The sequence below is a fragment of the Microcoleus sp. LEGE 07076 genome (assembly GCF_015207455.1).
GTDB lineage: Bacteria > Cyanobacteriota > Cyanobacteriia > Cyanobacteriales > Microcoleaceae > Microcoleus.
The window spans coordinates 13,211-29,951 of sequence record NZ_JADEWV010000064.1; the positions used below are offsets into that span (position 1 = coordinate 13,211).

A 16,741-nucleotide genomic window follows, 5' to 3' on the forward strand; every position below is an offset into this window, starting at 1 on the left:
TCCGCGGGACACTCCTAGTTAATCAAATGTAGAGTTGAGGTAAATACCAAATTGTCTAAGCAAGATTTAATTGAAATGGAAGGGACAGTGACGGAATCCCTTCCCAATGCGATGTTTCGCGTTGACCTAGATAATGGGTTTAACGTGCTAGCTCACATTTCCGGCAAGATCCGTCGCAACTACATCAAGATTTTGCCGGGCGATCGCGTCAAAGTCGAATTAACTCCCTACGACTTGACCAAAGGCAGAATTACATATCGCCTTCGGAAAAAATAGGCTTAGATAAAACTTTCTAAAAACTAATTTTAAGTTTAATTAGAGAGAATTTGGTAAAAAGCTTCAAATTCATGATATAATGCTACGTTTGTAGTGTTGGCGAGAAGGGCGTCAACAACCCACCAATGTACTGGGCTAAGTCACTGCTACGCCGTAAAATTATCGATCGCCCACATTTTTGTGCCAGCGAACTTTACACCAGCAACGGGAGTGGGTGCAAGCGGGTTCCTTCATGAAACAACCCGTACTTTAATACAATTTAATCGAGGAGAGGCCTACACCTTGCCCAGCCTCTCCTCCCACCGCTCTACAGACCAGCGTGTCTGAGATCCGGTAGAGCGGGGTTCTCCAGGCAGGAAGAAAGATGAAAGTTCGAGCATCTGTCAAAAAAATTTGTGAGAAATGTCGCGTCATCCGCCGTCGCGGTCGAGTGATGGTGATATGCACTAACCCGAAACACAAACAACGCCAAGGTTAGAAAACAGAAAGAGTGGGAACTGCACGCAAGTGCCGCCTCATTCAACATTGTAGCCAAACAGGAAAACTAGGGAGACAAAAAGTGTGGCACGGATTGCCGGGGTAGACCTTCCACGCGATAAGCGCGTCGAAATAGGTCTGACATACATTTTCGGAATAGGCCTGTCGCGGGCCCAAGAAATCATCGCTGCAACAGGCGTAAATCCTGACACTCGCGTCAAGGATTTAACAGAGACCGACGTGACTGCTCTGCGGACTCACGTAGAAAGCACCTACCAAATAGAAGGAGACCTCCGGCGCTGGGAGTCAATGAACATCAAGCGCCTGATGGATATCGGGACTTACCGCGGTCGGCGTCACCGTTTGGGTCTGCCTGTGCGGGGCCAGCGAACCCGTACCAACGCCAGAACCCGTCGCGGCGTTCGCCGAACAGTTGCGGGCAAGAAAAAAGCACCTTCCAAGAAGTAACTTCGGATGGGGAAAACTACGCTGGGGGCTGCTGGCTCCTAGCGCTTCGGAACATCAGTTGAGAGAAACGTTAAAGAGACTAATATGGCGCGACAACAAACAGGCAAAAAATCTGGTGCAAAAAAGCAGAAACGGAATGTACCCAATGGGGTAGGCTACATCCAGTCTACCTTCAACAACACAATTGTGACTATTACTGACCTTAACGGCGAAGTAATATCTTGGGCATCGGCAGGTTCCAGCGGTTTTAAAGGAGCGAAGAAAGGAACTCCCTTTGCAGCTCAAACAGCAGCAGAAAGTGCAGCCCGCAGAGCTAACGACCAAGGAATGCGGCAAATCGAAGTAATGGTGAGCGGGCCCGGAGCAGGGCGAGAAACTGCAATTCGGGCCCTGCAAGGGGCGGGACTGGAAATTACCCTGATTAGAGATGTTACTCCAATTCCTCACAACGGCTGTCGCCCTCCCAAGCGGCGTAGAGTCTAAAACGATTTGAGATTTTAGATTTTAGATTTTGGATCATGGCTAACTGCTTAAAGTCAAAAACTAATGGTTCTAACTGTTGCCCCGTCCATCCAAAATCCGAAATCCGTTCAGGGGTATGCTCTGCAATCTAAAATCCCAAATCAAAAATCCAAAGTGGAAAAGGGAGGTCACTCCGTGGCGCAGTTTCAAATTGAATGTATAGAGTCTAACACTGACAAAGACCGCAGTCAGTACGGAAAGTTTGTCCTAGAGCCGCTCGCGCGCGGTCAGGGAACAACTGTCGGGAATGCGCTTCGGCGAGTTCTGCTGTCAAATTTGGAAGGAACGGCAGTAACTTCAGTCCGCATCGCGGGCGTCAATCACGAGTTTGCTACGATCGAAGGGGTACGTGAGGATGTTCTAGAAATTCTCCTGAACATGAAAGAGGTCGTCCTCAAAACTCATTCTCAGCAGCCACAAATCGGCAGGTTGCGGATTGAGGGGCCAGTGACTGTGACGGCCGATAGATTCGATTTGCCCTCTGAGGTGGAATTGATCGATAAATCGCAGTACATTGCGACTCTCTCCCCTGGATCTGTTCTGGAAATGGAATTCAGAATCGAAAAAGGCATCGGATACCGCGCAGTAGACCGCAGTCGCGATGATGGGTCGGCTTTGGATTTTCTCCAAATTGACGCTATCTTTATGCCGATTCGCAAAGTCAACTACAGCGTTGAAGATGCTCGGGTAGGTGGGACAGTCGAGAAAGACCGGCTGATTATGGAAATCTGGACAGACGGCAGCGTCACTCCTCAAGAAGCTCTGAGTCAATCTGCCCATATCCTGGTAGATTTATTTGCACCTCTCAAAGACATCACCCACGATTCTCTCAAACCAGAGTATCCAGGTGAGGCAGATCCTACAAGCCAAATTCCGATCGAAGAATTGCAGTTGTCAGTCCGGGCTTACAACTGTCTCAAGCGAGCTCAGATCAACTCAGTGGCTGACTTATTGGATTATACCCAAGAAGACTTGCTCGAAATCAAAAACTTCGGACAGAAGTCCGCTGAAGAAGTGATTGAAGCTTTACAAAAACGCTTGGGCATTACCTTACCACAGGAAAAATCAGCTAAAAGTTAATCAAAGGGTAATGGGTAATGGGTCATGGCAATTGGCAGCAGGCTCAAAAATGAAAAAAGTTTTTCACCCGTAGCCAATTACTAATTACCAATTACCAATTACCAATTACCAATAACCAATTACCAATAACCAACTACTATGCGTCACCGCTGCCGCGTTCCCCAACTAAGTAAACCGGCTGACCAGCGCCGCGCCCTACTGCGCTCGCTGACCACCGAATTAATCCGCCACGGTAAAATCACTACCACTCTCGCCCGCGCCAAAGCGCTGCGTTCAGAGGCTGACAGGATGATTACCCTGGCCAAAGATGGCTCCTTGTCCGCTCGCCGCCAAGCTATGGGCTATATGTACGACAAACAGTTAGTACACGCTTTGTTTGAAGCAGCAGCAGAACGGTACGGCTCGCGCAACGGTGGCTACACCCGCGTAGTGCGAACTGTCCCCCGCCAAGGAGATAATTCCGAAATGGCGATCGTCGAACTGGTTTAATACAATTTTGGGTTGGATATTTTTGATTTATGACTGAAAATCCCAAATCGGAAATCGACAACCCCAAATCGATGCAGCGCGTTGCTCTGGTGATCCAATACCTCGGTACCAACTTTCACGGTTGGCAGCGACAGCCGAACCAGCGTACAGTACAAGAAGAAATTGAAACAGCAATATCGACTGTTCTGGAGGGCCCGGTCACGCTGCACGCTGCCGGGAGAACGGATGCGGGAGTTCACGCCGCTGCTCAAGTAGCCCATTTTGATGCCAGCAGTCCAATTCCGGCTCACCGCTGGGCAAGCGTTCTCAACTCTCGACTGGCAAAAGATATTTTAATTCGAGCTTCGGCAAAGGTGGAACCTACCTGGCACGCTCGGTTCTCAGCCAGTTGGCGGCGCTATCGCTACACCCTTTATACAGACCCGATCCCGAATTTATTTGTGCGTCCTTTTGCTTGGCATTACTATCACGCGCCTGTGGATGAATCTTTGATTCAAGCAGCAATGGCACCGCTAGTCGGGCGGCACCATCTGGCAGCTTTCCACCGGGCGGGGTCTGCGCGCCCCCATTCCTGGGTGGACGTGCAAGCTGCAGAGTGTCACCGTTCTGGGCCTCTTATCTATATTGAGGTTCAGGCGAGCGGGTTTCTGTACGGGATGATGCGCCTGCTGGTGGGTTTGCTGGTGCAGGTGGGTCGCGGGTCTAGGGCGATCGACAATTTTACAGATATCTGGGTCAACGAACGCCGAGAAATGGTAAAATATGCCGCCCCCGCTCAAGGTTTGTGCCTGCTGCGAGTTGGCTATCAAGACTTTCCCTTTTCTCAAGATGTCTGGTACGACACTCAGCCAAAATTAGTTATTGGTTATTAGTTATTGGTTATTAGTTATTGGTTATTAGTTATTGGCAACAAATAACAACCAACAACTAACAAATAACAAATAACAACCAACAACCAACAAATAACAACTGACAACTGGCAACTGGCAACTGACAATTGACAACTAACAACTGACAACTAACAATGAACAAAAGTTACGTTCCTACTCAAGACTCCCTAGAGCACAAGTGGTACGTGGTCGATGCCGCCGACCAACGGCTCGGTCGTTTGGCAACTGAAGTTGCCACGTACCTCCGGGGAAAACACAAACCAACTTACACTCCTTCAATGGATACCGGCGATTTTGTAATAGTCATCAATGCTGACAAAATCGCTGTTACTGGCAAAAAACGCACCCAAAAAATCTATCGTCGCCACTCTGGAAGACCGGGCGGCATGAAAACCGAAACCTTTGCTAAATTGCAAGCACGTTTGCCCGAAAGAATTGTGGAAGAAGCGATTCGAGGAATGCTGCCTCACACTTCTCTGGGCAGACAACTATTTACTAAGCTGAAAGTGTACGCTGGCCCTAACCATCCGCACGCAGCTCAAAAACCTGAAGAGTTAATTGTTCACACGATTCCGGGAGGAAATGAGTAATGCAAGCAACAGATACCGGCCGCGCGGTGTACTGGGGTACTGGTCGTCGCAAGTGTTCCGTAGCGCGGGTACGTTTGGTTCCCGGCACTGGGATATTGACTGTCAACGGTAAAGAAGGGGATTTGTACCTGCAATTCAACCCAACTTATTTGGCTTTGGCTAAGGCTCCTTTGGAAACTTTGGGTCTGGAAAATGAGTACGATATTTTGGTAAAAGTCGAAGGCGGTGGCTTGACCGGTCAGGCTGACTCGATTCGCTTGGGTGTCGCTAGAGCACTTTGTCAATTAGACCCGGACAATCGCAAGCCTCTGAAGACTGAGGGGTATTTGACTCGTGACCCGCGGGCAAAAGAACGGAAAAAGTACGGTTTGCGGAAAGCTCGGAAAGCTCCTCAATACTCGAAACGGTAATCGAGCAAAGAAGGAAGAAGGAAGAGGGAAGAAGGAAGAAGGAAGAGGGAAAAGGCAAGAATCATTCAGATTTTATCTGCCTTTTTTTCAAGTTTATTTCCGATTCCTGATTCCCGGTTCCAACAGGTATAAGACAAAATTGGTGCTGTTGTTGGTGGTGTACAAGTCCTGCAAGAGCTAAAATGGTTGTAAAGTCAAAAATTAGAGAGTAAAGAAAATGGCAAAAGATGGCATTCACCCTGAGTGGTATCCCGAATCTCAGGTTTATTGCAATGGGGAACTTGTGATGACTGTTGGTTCTACTAGACCCAAGCTGCAAGTTGATGTTTGGTCGGGAAATCATCCTTTTTATACTGGGACTCAGAAGATTATTGATACTGAAGGTCGTGTGGAACGCTTTATGCGGAAATATGGCATGACGGAAGTGGAAATGCCGCAGGCAGATGCTTCTTCTGGCCCGCTGAAAATGGAAGACCCGAAAGCGGATGCTGCTAAGGCTGCTGCTAAAGGCAAAAAGAAGAAGTAGCCGGATTGTCATTTGTCCGCAGTTTGTTTAGAGTAGTTCTTTCTACCGACAACTTACCGCCCTCGGATTTGAGATTTTAGATTGAAGAGTTGGTATGCAGACAGTTAAGTTCGATCGACATTCTATCCTAACTGCTCTTCAAAGCTCAAATCTCAAATCGATCCGCCCTCGGATGGGAGTGTTTAGATTGAAGAGTTGCTTTGCAGGCAGTTGAGTTGGATCGAGTTGAGTTCGATCGAGATTCTATCCCAACTAATCTTCAAATCTCAAATCTCAAATCTCAAATCGATTGATGGAGGACAACTGACAATGGCTGAATCTTATTTGCTGGATAAACTGAAGTCGGTAGAGCAAACTTTTAATGAGTTGACTCGCCGCATGGCTGACCCGGATGTTGCTAGAGATAATTATGAGTTTCAACGGGTGGCAAAGGCTCGATCGTCCTTGGAGGAAGTGGTCGATACTTTTGCTCTTTGGAAAACCGCGACTGATGATTTAGCGGGCGCGCGACAGGTGCTCAAGGAATCTGCTGGCGATCGCGAAATGCAAGAAATGGCTGGACTGGAAGTTGAGGAACTTGAGTCGAAGCTGGAAAATTTGGAAAGTCGTTTGAAGGTGTTGCTGCTACCGCGCGACCCGAACGATGACAAGAATATTATGCTGGAAATTCGGGCTGGTACTGGCGGAGATGAGGCTAGTATTTGGGCGGGTGATTTGCTGCGGCTGTACTCGCGCTACGCTCAAACTGAAGGCTGGCAGGTGAAGTTGGTGAGCGAGTCACTGGCGGACATGGGCGGCTTTAAAGAGGTGATTCTGGAAATTACGGGCGATAGCGTTTATAGCAAGCTGAAGTTTGAGGCTGGGGTGCACCGGGTACAGCGGGTGCCTGTAACTGAGGCTGGCGGCAGGATTCATACTTCGACGGCGACTGTGGCTGTGATGCCGGAGGTGGATGATGTGGAGATTCACATCGATCCGAAGGATATTGAGATGAGTACGGCTCGATCGGGCGGTGCTGGCGGTCAAAATGTGAACAAGGTGGAAACTGCTGCGGATTTGTTTCACAAGCCGACGGGGATTCGGATTTTCTGTACTCAGGAGCGCAGTCAGTTGCAGAATAAGGAGCGGGCGATGCAGATTTTGCGGGCTAAGCTCTACGAGATTAAGTTGCAGGAACAGCAGGATGAGGTGAAGTCCCGGCGTTTGGCTCAGGTTGGTACTGGTTCGCGATCGGAGAAGATTCGCACTTATAACTATAAGGATAATCGGGCTACCGACCACCGTTTGGGGGAGAATTTTTCGCTCAATACTGTTTTGGAAGGTGATATTGAGGGGATTATTCAGACTTGCATTTCTCAGGATCAGCAGGAACGTTTGGCCGAGTTGGCTGCTTCTACTTCTAATTGATGGGTTGATGAGGAACTTAGGCGCATTTTTGGGTGTGCCTTTGTTCTCTGATGACTTGACGGATGTGGTTGAGGAGGGCTTCCCAAATTGCATCGGCGCTGTGGACGGGATACTTGAAATGTTCGAGGTCGTACTGTACGATAATTTCTAGGGGTGCGAGAGTTTGCTGGTTCCGACAACTGGCAATTGTGGCGATCGTCTCTTGCTCCCATCTGGCAAATAATCGGTAGCTGAAAAAGGAACTGCATTTTTGTCCTTTCTTGTTCAGATAAACGACTATTACCTGATGTTGTTTGGGGTAGACTTTGACTATGCGGTTGACGGGCATTCTCAGGGCTTCGGCCGCCTCTATTTTGGAGATTTGCCAGCGCTGGGGTCTGAGCCAACCGGAGGCTGTGAGGCTTTGACGGGTGTTGCGTGTCCTCTGTGTGCGTCTATTAGTCATTATTTTCTGACTGCTGGATCGCGAGGGGTACTCAGATCCAGGGCTACTAAATTTATACTTTTAATTTTATACTAAACTTACTTGTTTGTCAATCGTGACAAGTCAAAGAATAAACTATTGAATGATAATGATTTATAGACTGACCAGTTTACTTGTAAGTACGGTCGAGTAGCTTTTAACTTGTGAACATCCAAAATAGACAAAAACTTAGTGAAATCATCAAAACTGCTCGTGGAACAATGAGTCAGCGAGCATTTGGCAAGCTTTTGGGCGTTTCTGCGACTGCTGTTCAGCTTTGGGAAAGGGGCGATACGGTTCCAGAGACGGAAAACTTGGCTAAAATTGCTGCGAGAGCTGGTTATTCGCTGGAAGAGTTTCTCAGCATTTTGGATGGTAATGCAGTCTCGCAAGCACCAGAAATTAACGATATTGTCAAAAAAATTCAGTTTTTACCTCTAAGTCAGGTGGCGCTAATTGCTAAAGCTGTAGCGGATAGATTCGCTGCGTCGGCTGAGGCTGCTGGAGAATGAATATGAGGCAAATTTATCTGTAAACTAGGAGTTGTGTTGATCTGGTGACTAATACTGTGGACGCAGAAGCTAGGAAGAAACTGAGCGAAGTTGTTAAGCTAGCCCGTGGCGACCTGAGTTTTAGCGCTTTTGGTAGGCTATTGGGAGTCTCTGGGTCTGCTGTTCAGTATTGGGAAAAGGGCCAGGTACTCCCGGATACGAAAAATTTGACTCAGATTGCGGCAAAAGCGGGCTTTACAATGGAAGAGTTGATGGCTCATCTCGAAGGTAAACCAATGCCCGAACCTGTAAATACCAACGAGCTGCTGAAGAAAATTCAGTGTATGCCGATTAGTGAGTTGGCAGTGATTGGTAGAGCCGTGATGGATAGGCTCGCTGCTGCTGCTGAGTCGTCTGGGAAATATAGTTGATGTATCTGTTCGTAAGTAGACTGGTAGGTACGATCGCATAGCTTTTAAGTCGTGAACATCCAAATCAGTTTTTGCCTCTGAGTCAGGTGGCGCTAATTGGCAAGGCAGCGGATAGATGCGCTGCGTCGGCTGAGGCTGCTGGGGAATGAGTTAGAGTCGATCGCGATGGCCCGTTTTGCGAAGTAGAGTTCGATCGCCCTTATCGACTTACGCACTCCGACAAAGAAACCGGGTTTTTCACCTAATCTGTTGGTGACAACGAACTATTTTCGTAAAAAACCCGGCGTTGCTTAATCAGGGTATGAAAAAAATCAGTTTAAAATCCAGAAGCTTTGTGGGTACTGGTTTCTATGATTGGCATATTTAGTCTTTCATACCGTAAATCAGCAACGCCCAGAGACTCAACAACATTGCAAACGCGAATCTAACAAGTTGATGAAGCAGGCATATCCTAATGACGTTACCGTGGTAGAATGACCAGCGCTAAATAGAAAAACATAAAATATGACTGTTGCAGTTAACACAACTCCGGGATTGGCATCGCGTTTAGTAAATGGCGTACTCTCCATCAAACCTTTGGCTGACTTAGCCAAACACCAAGCGCGGGAAATGATGATTGGAAGAGCCGAAAAAATCGGAGTGCATTGGCGACAAGAAGCCCAAGCACTTTTGGCCCGGAATTGGGATGCAGAATTGCTCAGCGTAGAAAATCCCGATTTGGTTTACCCTCCATATTATCTAACTTCATTTCACGCCTACGAAAAAGGTAATATGAGTTGGGAAGCCGCCACAGAAGTTGAAGTTGCCGCCCGTGCAGTTCATGCGGGAATTTGGCCCGAAGCCGGTGCAGAAGGCGATGCTAAACTCCGCGCCAGCTATCACGAAATCGTTAAATCTCAAATTGCCAAAACCCCGCAAGATATTGTCGATTTGGGATGCAGCGTAGGAATGAGTACCTTTGCGCTTGGAGAGGTTTACCCGGAAGCAAGGATTGTCGGTGTTGATTTGTCGCCTTATTTTTTAGCAGTTGCTCAATACCGTTCTCAACAAAGAAAATCTGAATTGTCTCAGCAAAAATCTCCGACTTGGGTGCACGCTGCTGCTGAATCTACTGGTTTACCTGCGGCTGCTTTTGATTTAGTTTCTATTTGTCTGGTTTGTCACGAGTTGCCGCAGAAAGCTGCGAAGGAAGTATTTCGGGAAGCGAGGCGTTTGCTGCGTGTTGGCGGACATTTGACAATTATGGATATGAATCCTCAGTCGGAAGTTTATGCCAAAATGCCTCCTTATATTTTGACTTTGCTCAAGAGTACGGAGCCTTATTTGGATCAGTATTTTGGGTTGGATATTCAGCAGGCTTTGGTTGATTCTGGTTTTGGAATGCCGACAATCACTTGCAATACAGTCCGACACCGGACTATTGTTGCTGAGGCAATAAATAGTCCGGTTTGATGTTTGAAAAATGTTTGCGGTCGATGATGCTTAAAAAATGTATTAGACCGCAACAACGGTATAATCATCAAAACTTCTGATAACTAAAAGTATGTTAAGCGACGTAAGAGTGGGTAAGCCGAGCTTGGATGATGTCTTATCTTTGGATGGTTCGCAACAAGTGCAAAGAACGTTTTGCATGAAGCCAGAGCCAGCAACAGTTGTTTCTCTTTTTTCTGGTTGTGGCGGTATGGATTTAGGTCTATCTGGTGGCTTTAGATTTCTGGCAAAATGGTACAAACCACTTTCTTTAGATATTGTATGGGCGAACGATATCAACGAGTTTGCTTGCAGAACATACAAGCATAATCTTGGCAAAAAAATAATTTGTGGTGACATTTGGGATTTGATGGATACTATGCCAAAGTATGCCGATGTAGTTGTTGGTGGTTTTCCTTGTCAAGACATATCCGTCAATGGTAAACGGGCTGGTATTGATGGTAGTAGAAGTGGACTTTATAAAGCAATGGTCGAGGCAGTAAAAAGGCTCCAACCAAAAATATTTGTAGCCGAAAATGTGAAAGGACTGCTGATGCAAAATAACAAAGCATCTTTAGAAAAAGTGATATCAGATTTTTCAAGCATTGGCTATGAGGTAGATTACAGACTATATCATGCAGCAGACTTTGGAGTTCCCCAAACTAGAGATCGAGTTTTCATTGTGGGTACACAGCCAGGAGTTAATTTTGAACCTCCAAGGCCAATTCTTTCAAAAGCCGAGCATATTACATCTGAACAAGCGATCGCCGATCTAGAGCAAATGCCAGAAGATGAATCAATTAACCATATTTGGAGCAAAGCAAACCGAAGCCCCGAGCAAGGGAGCAGATGCTTGAAAGCCGACAGACCGGGCTACACAATACGGGCAGAATGTCACGGAAATATACAGTTTCACTATAATCAGCCTAGGAGAATTTCCATGCGGGAGGCGGCACGCATCCAGTCTTTTCCCGACAAGTTTATTTTTCAGTCTAAGCTCCGAGAAACAGAGCGACAGATCGGTAATGCTGTTCCACCCGTATTATCTTGGCATATTGGCAAGGCTGTGATTGCTGCACTAAATAACTAAAGAAGCAAATGAATATTGATGAATTTGAAGCTATTTTATCAGAAGTTGTAGAGCGACTAAATCAAACAATCAGAATAAGCGGCAAGTTCACATCTTCCAAACAATTTGAGGACGAAGTTAGAAATGTGCTTGCGTCGATGGGGTTAACCATTAACTATGAACCTCATCCTCATGTCTTCCCTGATATATCGCTGAGCGAGTTTGGCATAGAGGTTAAATTCACAACGAATGATACATGGAGAAGCATCGCGAACAGTATATTTGAAGGTATGCGCGATCTATCTGTTGAGCATATTTATTTGATTTTCGGAAAAATGGGAGGGGAGGCGGAAGTTAGATGGGGGAAGTACGATGACTGTGTTATCCATGTCAGAACCTCTCATGTTCCAAGGTTCGAGGTTGAAATGACTGCGGAAGAGAGCCTATTTGAGCAAATGGGTACTACCTATGAATCATTCTCTAAAGCTTCAGACGAACAAAAAATGACCTATGTAAGGGCTTACGCAAGAAAACGTCTTAAGCCAGGGGAACGACTGTGGTGGTTTGAGGAGAAAGAAGAACAAGAACACTCTTTACCTCTCCAAGTCAGGATCTATATGAACCTCGCTCAGAATGAGAAGCGTCAACTTCGTGCTGAGGCAGCTATACTATGCCCCCAAATAGTTAAGCCTTCGCGTGCTAAAGATAAATACTCCGATGCTGTAAGTTATATGCTCACTTATAGAGGGGTTCTCTGTCCGCAGGCTCGTGACCTATTTTCTGCTGGTAGCGTTGCACTCAGAAAAGACGGATCTAGGGGCGGAAATTATCTTCAGAGAGCACTTGCTGATATAGAAAGTGAAATGCGAATTGCTGCTGCAACTCTTGAAGACTCTCTGTTTGAGGAATATTGGGGAAGAATCGTGCCCATCGAAGAAAGAATTTCTATGTGGCTGGCTATGGCTGATAACTATGCAAGGGGTTGGATTCCTTCTGAAGTGCTATTTTTGGACAAAGTTTCTGACTGAAATGCTGCTTATTAAACGAACATTCTATTGAAAAGAAATTCTTAGCACACATACTCTGACACAAAATTAGCTGAGTATTCACCAAAATTGATTCGTCATAAATTTAACCTCACAGACGATCAAATTAACGCTGCTATGTCTTACATTGAAGCTAATCGCGATCGACTTGAAATTGAGTATCAACAGGTATTGCAAACAAGAGCAGAAATTCGCTCCTATTGGGAAAATCGCAACCGCGAAAGGTTCGATCGCATTTCAATGATGCCACATAAGCCCGGACAAGAAGCTATTTGGGCAAAAATTGAGGAGCAAAAAGCGAGACGTGCGGCACAGCAAGAATGACTTTTCTAGTTGACTTTAATCTTGACGGCTATGCTCTTCTTTTGCTGGGAATCTTGACAAAACTCGGATGGCTTGAACTCATAAAATCTTGAGCAAAATGCGGTGAGACCACTTGCCGGAGGAGGTAAGATGTGCAGACCGCAATTTAAACTTTGGTTAGCAATCTCAGATTAACATATGACGCTATGCTACCGTAGATACTTTTTCGTACTCTTCACTGTGTTTTTGCACTGCATCCCAGATATCAACTTTTTGCTGAAGATTCAGCCAAAGTTGAGGGCCATTCCCCAACGCTTTCCCAATCCGAATTGCCATGTCTACTGTAATTGGTCTTTGACCTAAAACAATTTCGCTGACACTGCGGCGGGATACACCAAGTATCTCAGCAAACCTGGTTTGAGTCATTTCAATATCTTCAAGCACATCTGAAATGACCTCGCCCGGATGTACTGGTCTGACTTTCCTCCCTTGAATTATGTTTTGTATGTCTTTCATGCAACTTTCCTTTCGGTTTAAGTTAAATTTTTAGATTGTGTTTTATGGGTTAGTGATAATCTTCGAGAGCTATATCGTATGGGTTGTTATCCTGAAATGTAAAATTTATACGCCAGTTACCTGATACCTTTATTGACCAAGTTCCCTGTCTATCACCTTTAAGGTCGTGTAAATCATAGCCTGGTATTCTAATATCATCTATCATTATTGCTGTATCTATTACTTCAATTCTTGCTCTTGACCTTTTTTGAAGTTCTGTAGGAATACCTTTTGCATTACCTTCCCTCAATAATCTTTCTAATGCTTTATTTTTAAAAGTTTGTATCATGTGAAATAATCCTTCAATCAAGGCTGAATATCCAGTTCATAGCACTTATATATATTAATTAAAAGTTTTTGTAACCTTTGAGATTACCTTAGTAATGTAACCTATGAGGTTACAGATGTCAAGCCTTACACGATCGCAAAATCAAAAATCGCTTTAATCTACCAGCACGGCTGGATCTGGGAGAACGAAAAGGCGATCGTAGCGGCTGAGCTAAGCGGATGGTGTTGGCGGTCAATGACGCTCCAAAACTGGATTGGATCGCACTAGCGGTACAATTAACACAGTCAGACGGCAGTCTGAGCTAGAAGATTTTGATAAAACCTTAAATTGAGCACACATCATGAACCCGACAGCCCCTCCGCAAAACGCGATCGATTGTTTGCAAGTTATTTTGGATGCGACTGCATCGAAAAATTACGAGCTTTTTACCACAGTGGGCGATGCAGGCTACAAAGCTGCGATTACACAAGAAATGTTTGATGATGTTAGCGAGCAGCTCGGTTCACGCCTGCAAAGCGGATATTCAATTACTTACTTTGGCGATCTAAAACAAGGTGACGATTCGATTTATTTGTGGAAGCTGAGTTTTGCAGATGGTGGAGATGAATTTGTGGCACGGATGGCTATGAATGAAGACAAAGTTGCTGGGATTTTCATCGTATGATGTCAGATTCGGGTTGGTAGTGAGGACTTTTCGTCCTCAGAAAATTATGCGGACTCTTCGTCCTCACTACGAACCTATTTAATTGTGGTTGTTTCGGGATACTTGATATTAGCCGATCGATCGCCCACAACGGTTAATCGAAACCGATCCGGCGGAACAAAGGTGATTCCCCGGCGGGCGGGACGAATTGGCCGATCGAGATTTGAGACAAATTCGCGCGCCGACAACACTGTTGCTAACACCAGTTTCATCTCAAACATCGATAGCGCCATCCCGATACAACTTCGACTCCCGCCTCCAAACGGTAAATATTCAGAGGCGGAAAACTTGCGATCTAAAAAGCGATCGGGATTGAATAAAGCCGGATTTTCGTAGGTTTCAGGGCGGCGGTGCGCCAAATACACGCAGGGAATTAAAATGGTTCCCGGTTGATATGTATAGCCTTCGAGTTCGATCGCCCTTTTGACTTTGCGCGGCTGCGAAATTAAGGCGATGGGATAAACCCGCAGCGCTTCTTTGCAGACTGCGGTTAAATAGGGCGACTGCGAAAGCGCGACGGGATCGGGATTTTCGCCTAATTCATCCAATTCGCAGCGCAACGCCGCGAGACATTCGGGATACTGATGCAGCCAGTAAAACGCCCAAGTCAAGGCAGATCCGGTGGTTTCGTGTCCCAACAGCAACAGCGTCATCAACTGATCGCGCAATTCTCGATCGCCAATGGATTCGCCTGCTTCGTCGCGGGCGATCATCAATACTGATAGAATATCCGTGCCAGACGCATCGAGAGAGTGCGATCGCCTCTCGGCAATTTCCGCATAAATCAGCGAATCAATCTGCGCCATTTGCTGCAAAAACTGCCCCCACGGACTCCAAGAACCCAAATTTTGCTGCAACGGTTCAAAGAAAAATTGCGTGGAGTACAGTTCGGAAGTAATCGCTTCTAAAAGTTTGCTAAGCAAGTGTTTGAGCTGTTCGTAGCGCTCTCCAGGCACCAATCCGAAGACGACTTGCAGGATTACTTGCAGCGAAATTTCTGACATTTCTTCGCGCACGGCGATCGCCTCTGCGGCTTTCCAATTGTGTGTTTGTTTTCGCGTCAAATCCACAATCAAATGGCCTTGGGCGTGCAACTGTTCTCGATGCAGCGCGGGCATTAATAGCTGTCGCTGCCGCAGGTGTCGCGCCCCTTCGTTCATAATTAGCGATTCTGTTCCCACCAGCGGGCGAAATACGTTGGTCACTTTGCCAAATTCAAAGGCATCGGCTAAGGTTGTAAACACTGCCTGAATGGCTTCTGGACGGCCGAGAAACACGACGGGGGGCGAAGCGGGCCCCAACACTCGGGCGGTAAATGTATCGCCGTATTTGGCCGAGTTGCGATCGAAAAATGCGATCGGATCGGCTACCAGCGAAAGAGTTTGGAACAAGGCAGGAGAATGAGATCCGGCAGGCAATGTCATTGCAAAAACTGGCGATACACAATATTTCTAATATTAGTGCGAGTCTTTCAAGAGATCGCACTGCACGGCGATTGATTTTTCACCCGGAAATTTGGCGGGCGATCGACATCAGACATCTCGGGTAAGTTTTAATTAATTTAGCCGGATGCGGGCGATCGACTAATAGCTCGATCGACCTCACCCACCGCGCAACTGCGTCACCAAATGAACTAACTCCGGTAAAATTAGCTTTTCCACAGCTAGTTTCACACCATTGCTAGAGCCAGGAAGAGAAAAGACTAACTTGCCTTGATACACCCCTGCAACGGCGCGAGAGGCGATCGCCCTCGAACCAATTTCTTGATAGCTCAAAAACCGAAATATCTCCCCAAATCCCGGTAAAATTCTATCTAGCAAACTCTCCATCACATCGTAAGTTGTATCTCGGGGAGCGATTCCCGTGCCGCCATTAAAAATGATTGCATCGACATCTTCGCGCTGGCAAAACGCCTGCATTTGCAATACAATTTTTGCTGCATCATCTTTAACAACAGTGTAAGCTACCACAGAGTGACCGGCATCTTTTAGCAACTTCTTCGTTAACAAGCCGCTATTATCTGTTTCTCTAGAGCGCGTATCGCTAACAGTAATAATCGCGCAATTTACGGCTATTTTAGATGAATCGGGGTGAGGAATTTGCGTCATAATTTCTTGTTTTAAGTAATCGGCAACTGGCAACAGGCGCTCTGCCAATTACCAATCACCAACTACCCATTATGCCTTGCTAAATCCTAAGCCGTTTGCTTCCGAGTAGCGTTCCATGAAACGCATAAAACGCTCCCATTCTGCAACACTTTTCATCAGATAAAGAGCCTCCAAACCCGCAGGCTGCCCGTTGATGAACTTAGCCTTAACCTCGCGAGTCATGATTTCGCCTTCTTCGTCGATCATGTACATTCCAGTAATGTCTTGGGTACTGGTGCTGCTGAGAGCTTTAGGATTTTCAAACAAAAAGGTGGCAGTCCCTTGATCTCCGCTTTTAGAACGGGTGAGGCGCACTTGGGGCACAGAATCTTCGTCCATCCCCCGAGAGAATTGAATTTTAGCCATAATTTGATACTCGAACCTTAAGGATTACTTAATTTCTTAACTTTTATCATAGGACGATTTGGGTACTCGCAAATCAAGACTTGGGAAAGCGGGCGAGAGTGAGGGAATCCCAGACAGCAGAAAAAATATCCCAAGTTATCCTTTCGGTTGTCTGGCAATTTCCTTAGACGATGTAGGGAGAGTTAATTGCCTCAGCCCGGTTTGTGGCTACCAGAGTTTGGTAGAGGATGGCGGATATCTCGCCGCGGGTGATGTCGCGGGCGGGGGAAAGCG

General features: G+C 46.4%; 24 protein-coding genes. 18 read left to right on the forward strand and 6 right to left on the reverse strand.

The window, feature by feature from the left end; all coding sequences use genetic code 11:
- Positions 1 to 51: 51 nt before the first annotated feature.
- The 11 genes from infA to prfA all read left to right on the forward strand — a co-directional run bounded on the left by infA (position 52) and on the right by prfA (position 7,135).
- Positions 52 to 276, forward strand: a complete 225-nt coding sequence (gene infA, locus IQ270_RS13025; RefSeq protein WP_006276978.1) for a translation initiation factor IF-1 — start codon at positions 52 to 54, stop codon at positions 274 to 276.
- A gap of 364 nt (positions 277 to 640) precedes the next feature.
- Positions 641 to 754 carry a 50S ribosomal protein L36 gene (rpmJ, locus tag IQ270_RS13030; RefSeq protein WP_015178722.1) on the forward strand — a complete coding sequence of 38 codons (114 nt, stop codon included), beginning with the start codon at positions 641 to 643 and terminating at the stop codon, positions 752 to 754.
- A gap of 83 nt (positions 755 to 837) precedes the next feature.
- Positions 838 to 1,221 (forward strand): 30S ribosomal protein S13, encoded by a 384-nt coding sequence (gene rpsM / locus IQ270_RS13035; RefSeq protein ID WP_193973618.1) that lies wholly within the window; start codon positions 838 to 840, stop codon positions 1,219 to 1,221.
- 84 nt (positions 1,222 to 1,305) lie between these two features.
- Positions 1,306 to 1,704, forward strand: a complete 399-nt coding sequence (gene rpsK / locus IQ270_RS13040) for a 30S ribosomal protein S11 (RefSeq protein WP_006634980.1) — start codon at positions 1,306 to 1,308, stop codon at positions 1,702 to 1,704.
- Positions 1,705 to 1,878: 174 nt separating this feature from the next.
- Positions 1,879 to 2,823, forward strand: coding sequence for a DNA-directed RNA polymerase subunit alpha (locus IQ270_RS13045; RefSeq protein ID WP_339384149.1), 945 nt, complete (start codon positions 1,879 to 1,881; stop codon positions 2,821 to 2,823).
- 138 nt (positions 2,824 to 2,961) lie between these two features.
- On the forward strand, positions 2,962 to 3,312 hold the full coding sequence (gene rplQ, locus IQ270_RS13050; RefSeq protein WP_193973619.1) for a 50S ribosomal protein L17: 351 nt from the start codon (positions 2,962 to 2,964) through the stop codon (positions 3,310 to 3,312).
- A 29-nt stretch (positions 3,313 to 3,341) separates the two neighbouring features.
- The gene (gene truA / locus IQ270_RS13055) at positions 3,342 to 4,184 is read left to right on the forward strand and encodes a tRNA pseudouridine(38-40) synthase TruA (RefSeq protein WP_193973620.1); all 843 of its coding nucleotides are present in this window, start codon (positions 3,342 to 3,344) and stop codon (positions 4,182 to 4,184) included.
- A 152-nt stretch (positions 4,185 to 4,336) separates the two neighbouring features.
- A complete protein-coding gene (gene rplM, locus IQ270_RS13060) occupies positions 4,337 to 4,792 on the forward strand; it encodes a 50S ribosomal protein L13 (protein ID WP_193973621.1) in 456 nt (151 codons plus the stop codon).
- Positions 4,792 to 5,202 carry a 30S ribosomal protein S9 gene (rpsI, locus tag IQ270_RS13065; RefSeq protein ID WP_106147490.1) on the forward strand — a complete coding sequence of 137 codons (411 nt, stop codon included), beginning with the start codon at positions 4,792 to 4,794 and terminating at the stop codon, positions 5,200 to 5,202. The genes rplM and rpsI overlap by 1 nt, the downstream gene beginning before the upstream one ends.
- Positions 5,203 to 5,419: 217 nt before the next feature.
- The gene (gene rpmE, locus IQ270_RS13070) at positions 5,420 to 5,728 is read left to right on the forward strand and encodes a 50S ribosomal protein L31 (RefSeq protein WP_193973622.1); all 309 of its coding nucleotides are present in this window, start codon (positions 5,420 to 5,422) and stop codon (positions 5,726 to 5,728) included.
- Positions 5,729 to 6,037: 309 nt separating this feature from the next.
- Positions 6,038 to 7,135: a peptide chain release factor 1 gene (gene prfA, locus IQ270_RS13075; RefSeq protein WP_193973623.1), complete on the forward strand. Its 1,098-nt coding sequence runs from the start codon at positions 6,038 to 6,040 to the stop codon at positions 7,133 to 7,135.
- Positions 7,136 to 7,151: 16 nt separating this feature from the next.
- Here the strand turns inward: prfA and IQ270_RS13080 are convergent, their stop codons facing one another.
- Complete coding sequence (locus tag IQ270_RS13080; protein ID WP_193973624.1) at positions 7,152 to 7,580, reverse strand: hypothetical protein; 429 nt, start codon at positions 7,578 to 7,580, stop codon at positions 7,152 to 7,154.
- 239 nt (positions 7,581 to 7,819) lie between these two features.
- Between IQ270_RS13080 and IQ270_RS13085 the strand changes: the two genes are divergently transcribed.
- The 6 genes from IQ270_RS13085 (at position 7,820) to IQ270_RS13110 (ending at position 12,429) form a co-directional block, all read left to right on the forward strand.
- Entirely contained in the window at positions 7,820 to 8,110 is a 291-nt protein-coding gene (locus tag IQ270_RS13085) for a helix-turn-helix domain-containing protein (RefSeq protein ID WP_228056320.1), read from the forward strand.
- Positions 8,111 to 8,154: 44 nt separating this feature from the next.
- Complete coding sequence (locus IQ270_RS13090) at positions 8,155 to 8,520, forward strand: helix-turn-helix domain-containing protein (RefSeq protein ID WP_293223811.1); 366 nt, start codon at positions 8,155 to 8,157, stop codon at positions 8,518 to 8,520.
- Between the two features lie 504 nt (positions 8,521 to 9,024).
- Complete coding sequence (locus IQ270_RS13095; RefSeq protein WP_193973626.1) at positions 9,025 to 9,972, forward strand: class I SAM-dependent methyltransferase; 948 nt, start codon at positions 9,025 to 9,027, stop codon at positions 9,970 to 9,972.
- A gap of 91 nt (positions 9,973 to 10,063) precedes the next feature.
- Complete coding sequence (locus IQ270_RS13100; protein WP_193973627.1) at positions 10,064 to 11,080, forward strand: DNA cytosine methyltransferase; 1,017 nt, start codon at positions 10,064 to 10,066, stop codon at positions 11,078 to 11,080.
- Between the two features lie 8 nt (positions 11,081 to 11,088).
- Positions 11,089 to 12,087: a restriction endonuclease gene (locus IQ270_RS13105; RefSeq protein ID WP_193973628.1), complete on the forward strand. Its 999-nt coding sequence runs from the start codon at positions 11,089 to 11,091 to the stop codon at positions 12,085 to 12,087.
- A 135-nt stretch (positions 12,088 to 12,222) separates the two neighbouring features.
- On the forward strand, positions 12,223 to 12,429 hold the full coding sequence (locus IQ270_RS13110) for a hypothetical protein (RefSeq protein WP_228056321.1): 207 nt from the start codon (positions 12,223 to 12,225) through the stop codon (positions 12,427 to 12,429).
- A gap of 183 nt (positions 12,430 to 12,612) precedes the next feature.
- On the opposite strand, the gene IQ270_RS13115 is transcribed toward IQ270_RS13110, so the two are convergent.
- Positions 12,613 to 12,924, reverse strand: a complete 312-nt coding sequence (locus IQ270_RS13115) for a HigA family addiction module antitoxin (RefSeq protein ID WP_193973629.1) — start codon at positions 12,922 to 12,924, stop codon at positions 12,613 to 12,615.
- 49 nt (positions 12,925 to 12,973) lie between these two features.
- The gene (locus IQ270_RS13120; protein ID WP_228056322.1) at positions 12,974 to 13,273 is read right to left on the reverse strand and encodes a type II toxin-antitoxin system RelE/ParE family toxin; all 300 of its coding nucleotides are present in this window, start codon (positions 13,271 to 13,273) and stop codon (positions 12,974 to 12,976) included.
- A gap of 319 nt (positions 13,274 to 13,592) precedes the next feature.
- On the opposite strand from IQ270_RS13120, the gene IQ270_RS13125 reads away from it, so the two are divergent.
- Complete coding sequence (locus tag IQ270_RS13125; RefSeq protein WP_193973630.1) at positions 13,593 to 13,916, forward strand: hypothetical protein; 324 nt, start codon at positions 13,593 to 13,595, stop codon at positions 13,914 to 13,916.
- Between the two features lie 74 nt (positions 13,917 to 13,990).
- Here the strand turns inward: IQ270_RS13125 and IQ270_RS13130 are convergent, their stop codons facing one another.
- The 3 genes from IQ270_RS13130 to psb28 form a co-directional block, all read right to left on the reverse strand.
- Positions 13,991 to 15,379 (reverse strand): cytochrome P450, encoded by a 1,389-nt coding sequence (locus IQ270_RS13130; RefSeq protein WP_193973631.1) that lies wholly within the window; start codon positions 15,377 to 15,379, stop codon positions 13,991 to 13,993.
- A 177-nt stretch (positions 15,380 to 15,556) separates the two neighbouring features.
- The gene (locus IQ270_RS13135; protein ID WP_193973640.1) at positions 15,557 to 16,063 is read right to left on the reverse strand and encodes a molybdenum cofactor biosynthesis protein B; all 507 of its coding nucleotides are present in this window, start codon (positions 16,061 to 16,063) and stop codon (positions 15,557 to 15,559) included.
- Positions 16,064 to 16,132: 69 nt separating this feature from the next.
- Positions 16,133 to 16,468 (reverse strand): photosystem II reaction center protein Psb28, encoded by a 336-nt coding sequence (psb28, locus tag IQ270_RS13140; protein WP_193973632.1) that lies wholly within the window; start codon positions 16,466 to 16,468, stop codon positions 16,133 to 16,135.
- Between the last annotated feature and the right edge of the window lie 273 nt (positions 16,469 to 16,741).

Bases quoted from the DNA above. Each gene is read 5' to 3' on its own strand.
- rpmJ (WP_015178722.1), top strand. From the start codon at position 641: ATGAAAGTTCGAGCATCTGTCAAAAAAATTTGTGAGAAATGTCGCGTC.
- rpsK (WP_006634980.1), top strand. From the start codon at position 1,306: ATGGCGCGACAACAAACAGGCAAAAAATCTGGTGCAAAAAAGCAGAAA.
- rplQ (WP_193973619.1), top strand. From the start codon at position 2,962: ATGCGTCACCGCTGCCGCGTTCCCCAACTAAGTAAACCGGCTGACCAG.
- truA (WP_193973620.1), top strand. From the start codon at position 3,342: ATGACTGAAAATCCCAAATCGGAAATCGACAACCCCAAATCGATGCAG.
- rplM (WP_193973621.1), top strand. From the start codon at position 4,337: ATGAACAAAAGTTACGTTCCTACTCAAGACTCCCTAGAGCACAAGTGG.
- rpsI (WP_106147490.1), top strand. From the start codon at position 4,792: ATGCAAGCAACAGATACCGGCCGCGCGGTGTACTGGGGTACTGGTCGT.
- rpmE (WP_193973622.1), top strand. From the start codon at position 5,420: ATGGCAAAAGATGGCATTCACCCTGAGTGGTATCCCGAATCTCAGGTT.
- prfA (WP_193973623.1), top strand. From the start codon at position 6,038: ATGGCTGAATCTTATTTGCTGGATAAACTGAAGTCGGTAGAGCAAACT.
- IQ270_RS13080 (WP_193973624.1), bottom strand. From the start codon at position 7,580: ATGACTAATAGACGCACACAGAGGACACGCAACACCCGTCAAAGCCTC.
- IQ270_RS13085 (WP_228056320.1), top strand. From the start codon at position 7,820: ATGAGTCAGCGAGCATTTGGCAAGCTTTTGGGCGTTTCTGCGACTGCT.
- IQ270_RS13095 (WP_193973626.1), top strand. From the start codon at position 9,025: ATGACTGTTGCAGTTAACACAACTCCGGGATTGGCATCGCGTTTAGTA.
- IQ270_RS13100 (WP_193973627.1), top strand. From the start codon at position 10,064: ATGTTAAGCGACGTAAGAGTGGGTAAGCCGAGCTTGGATGATGTCTTA.
- IQ270_RS13105 (WP_193973628.1), top strand. From the start codon at position 11,089: ATGAATATTGATGAATTTGAAGCTATTTTATCAGAAGTTGTAGAGCGA.
- IQ270_RS13110 (WP_228056321.1), top strand. From the start codon at position 12,223: ATGTCTTACATTGAAGCTAATCGCGATCGACTTGAAATTGAGTATCAA.
- IQ270_RS13115 (WP_193973629.1), bottom strand. From the start codon at position 12,924: ATGAAAGACATACAAAACATAATTCAAGGGAGGAAAGTCAGACCAGTA.
- IQ270_RS13125 (WP_193973630.1), top strand. From the start codon at position 13,593: ATGAACCCGACAGCCCCTCCGCAAAACGCGATCGATTGTTTGCAAGTT.
- IQ270_RS13130 (WP_193973631.1), bottom strand. From the start codon at position 15,379: ATGACATTGCCTGCCGGATCTCATTCTCCTGCCTTGTTCCAAACTCTT.
- IQ270_RS13135 (WP_193973640.1), bottom strand. From the start codon at position 16,063: ATGACGCAAATTCCTCACCCCGATTCATCTAAAATAGCCGTAAATTGC.
- psb28 (WP_193973632.1), bottom strand. From the start codon at position 16,468: ATGGCTAAAATTCAATTCTCTCGGGGGATGGACGAAGATTCTGTGCCC.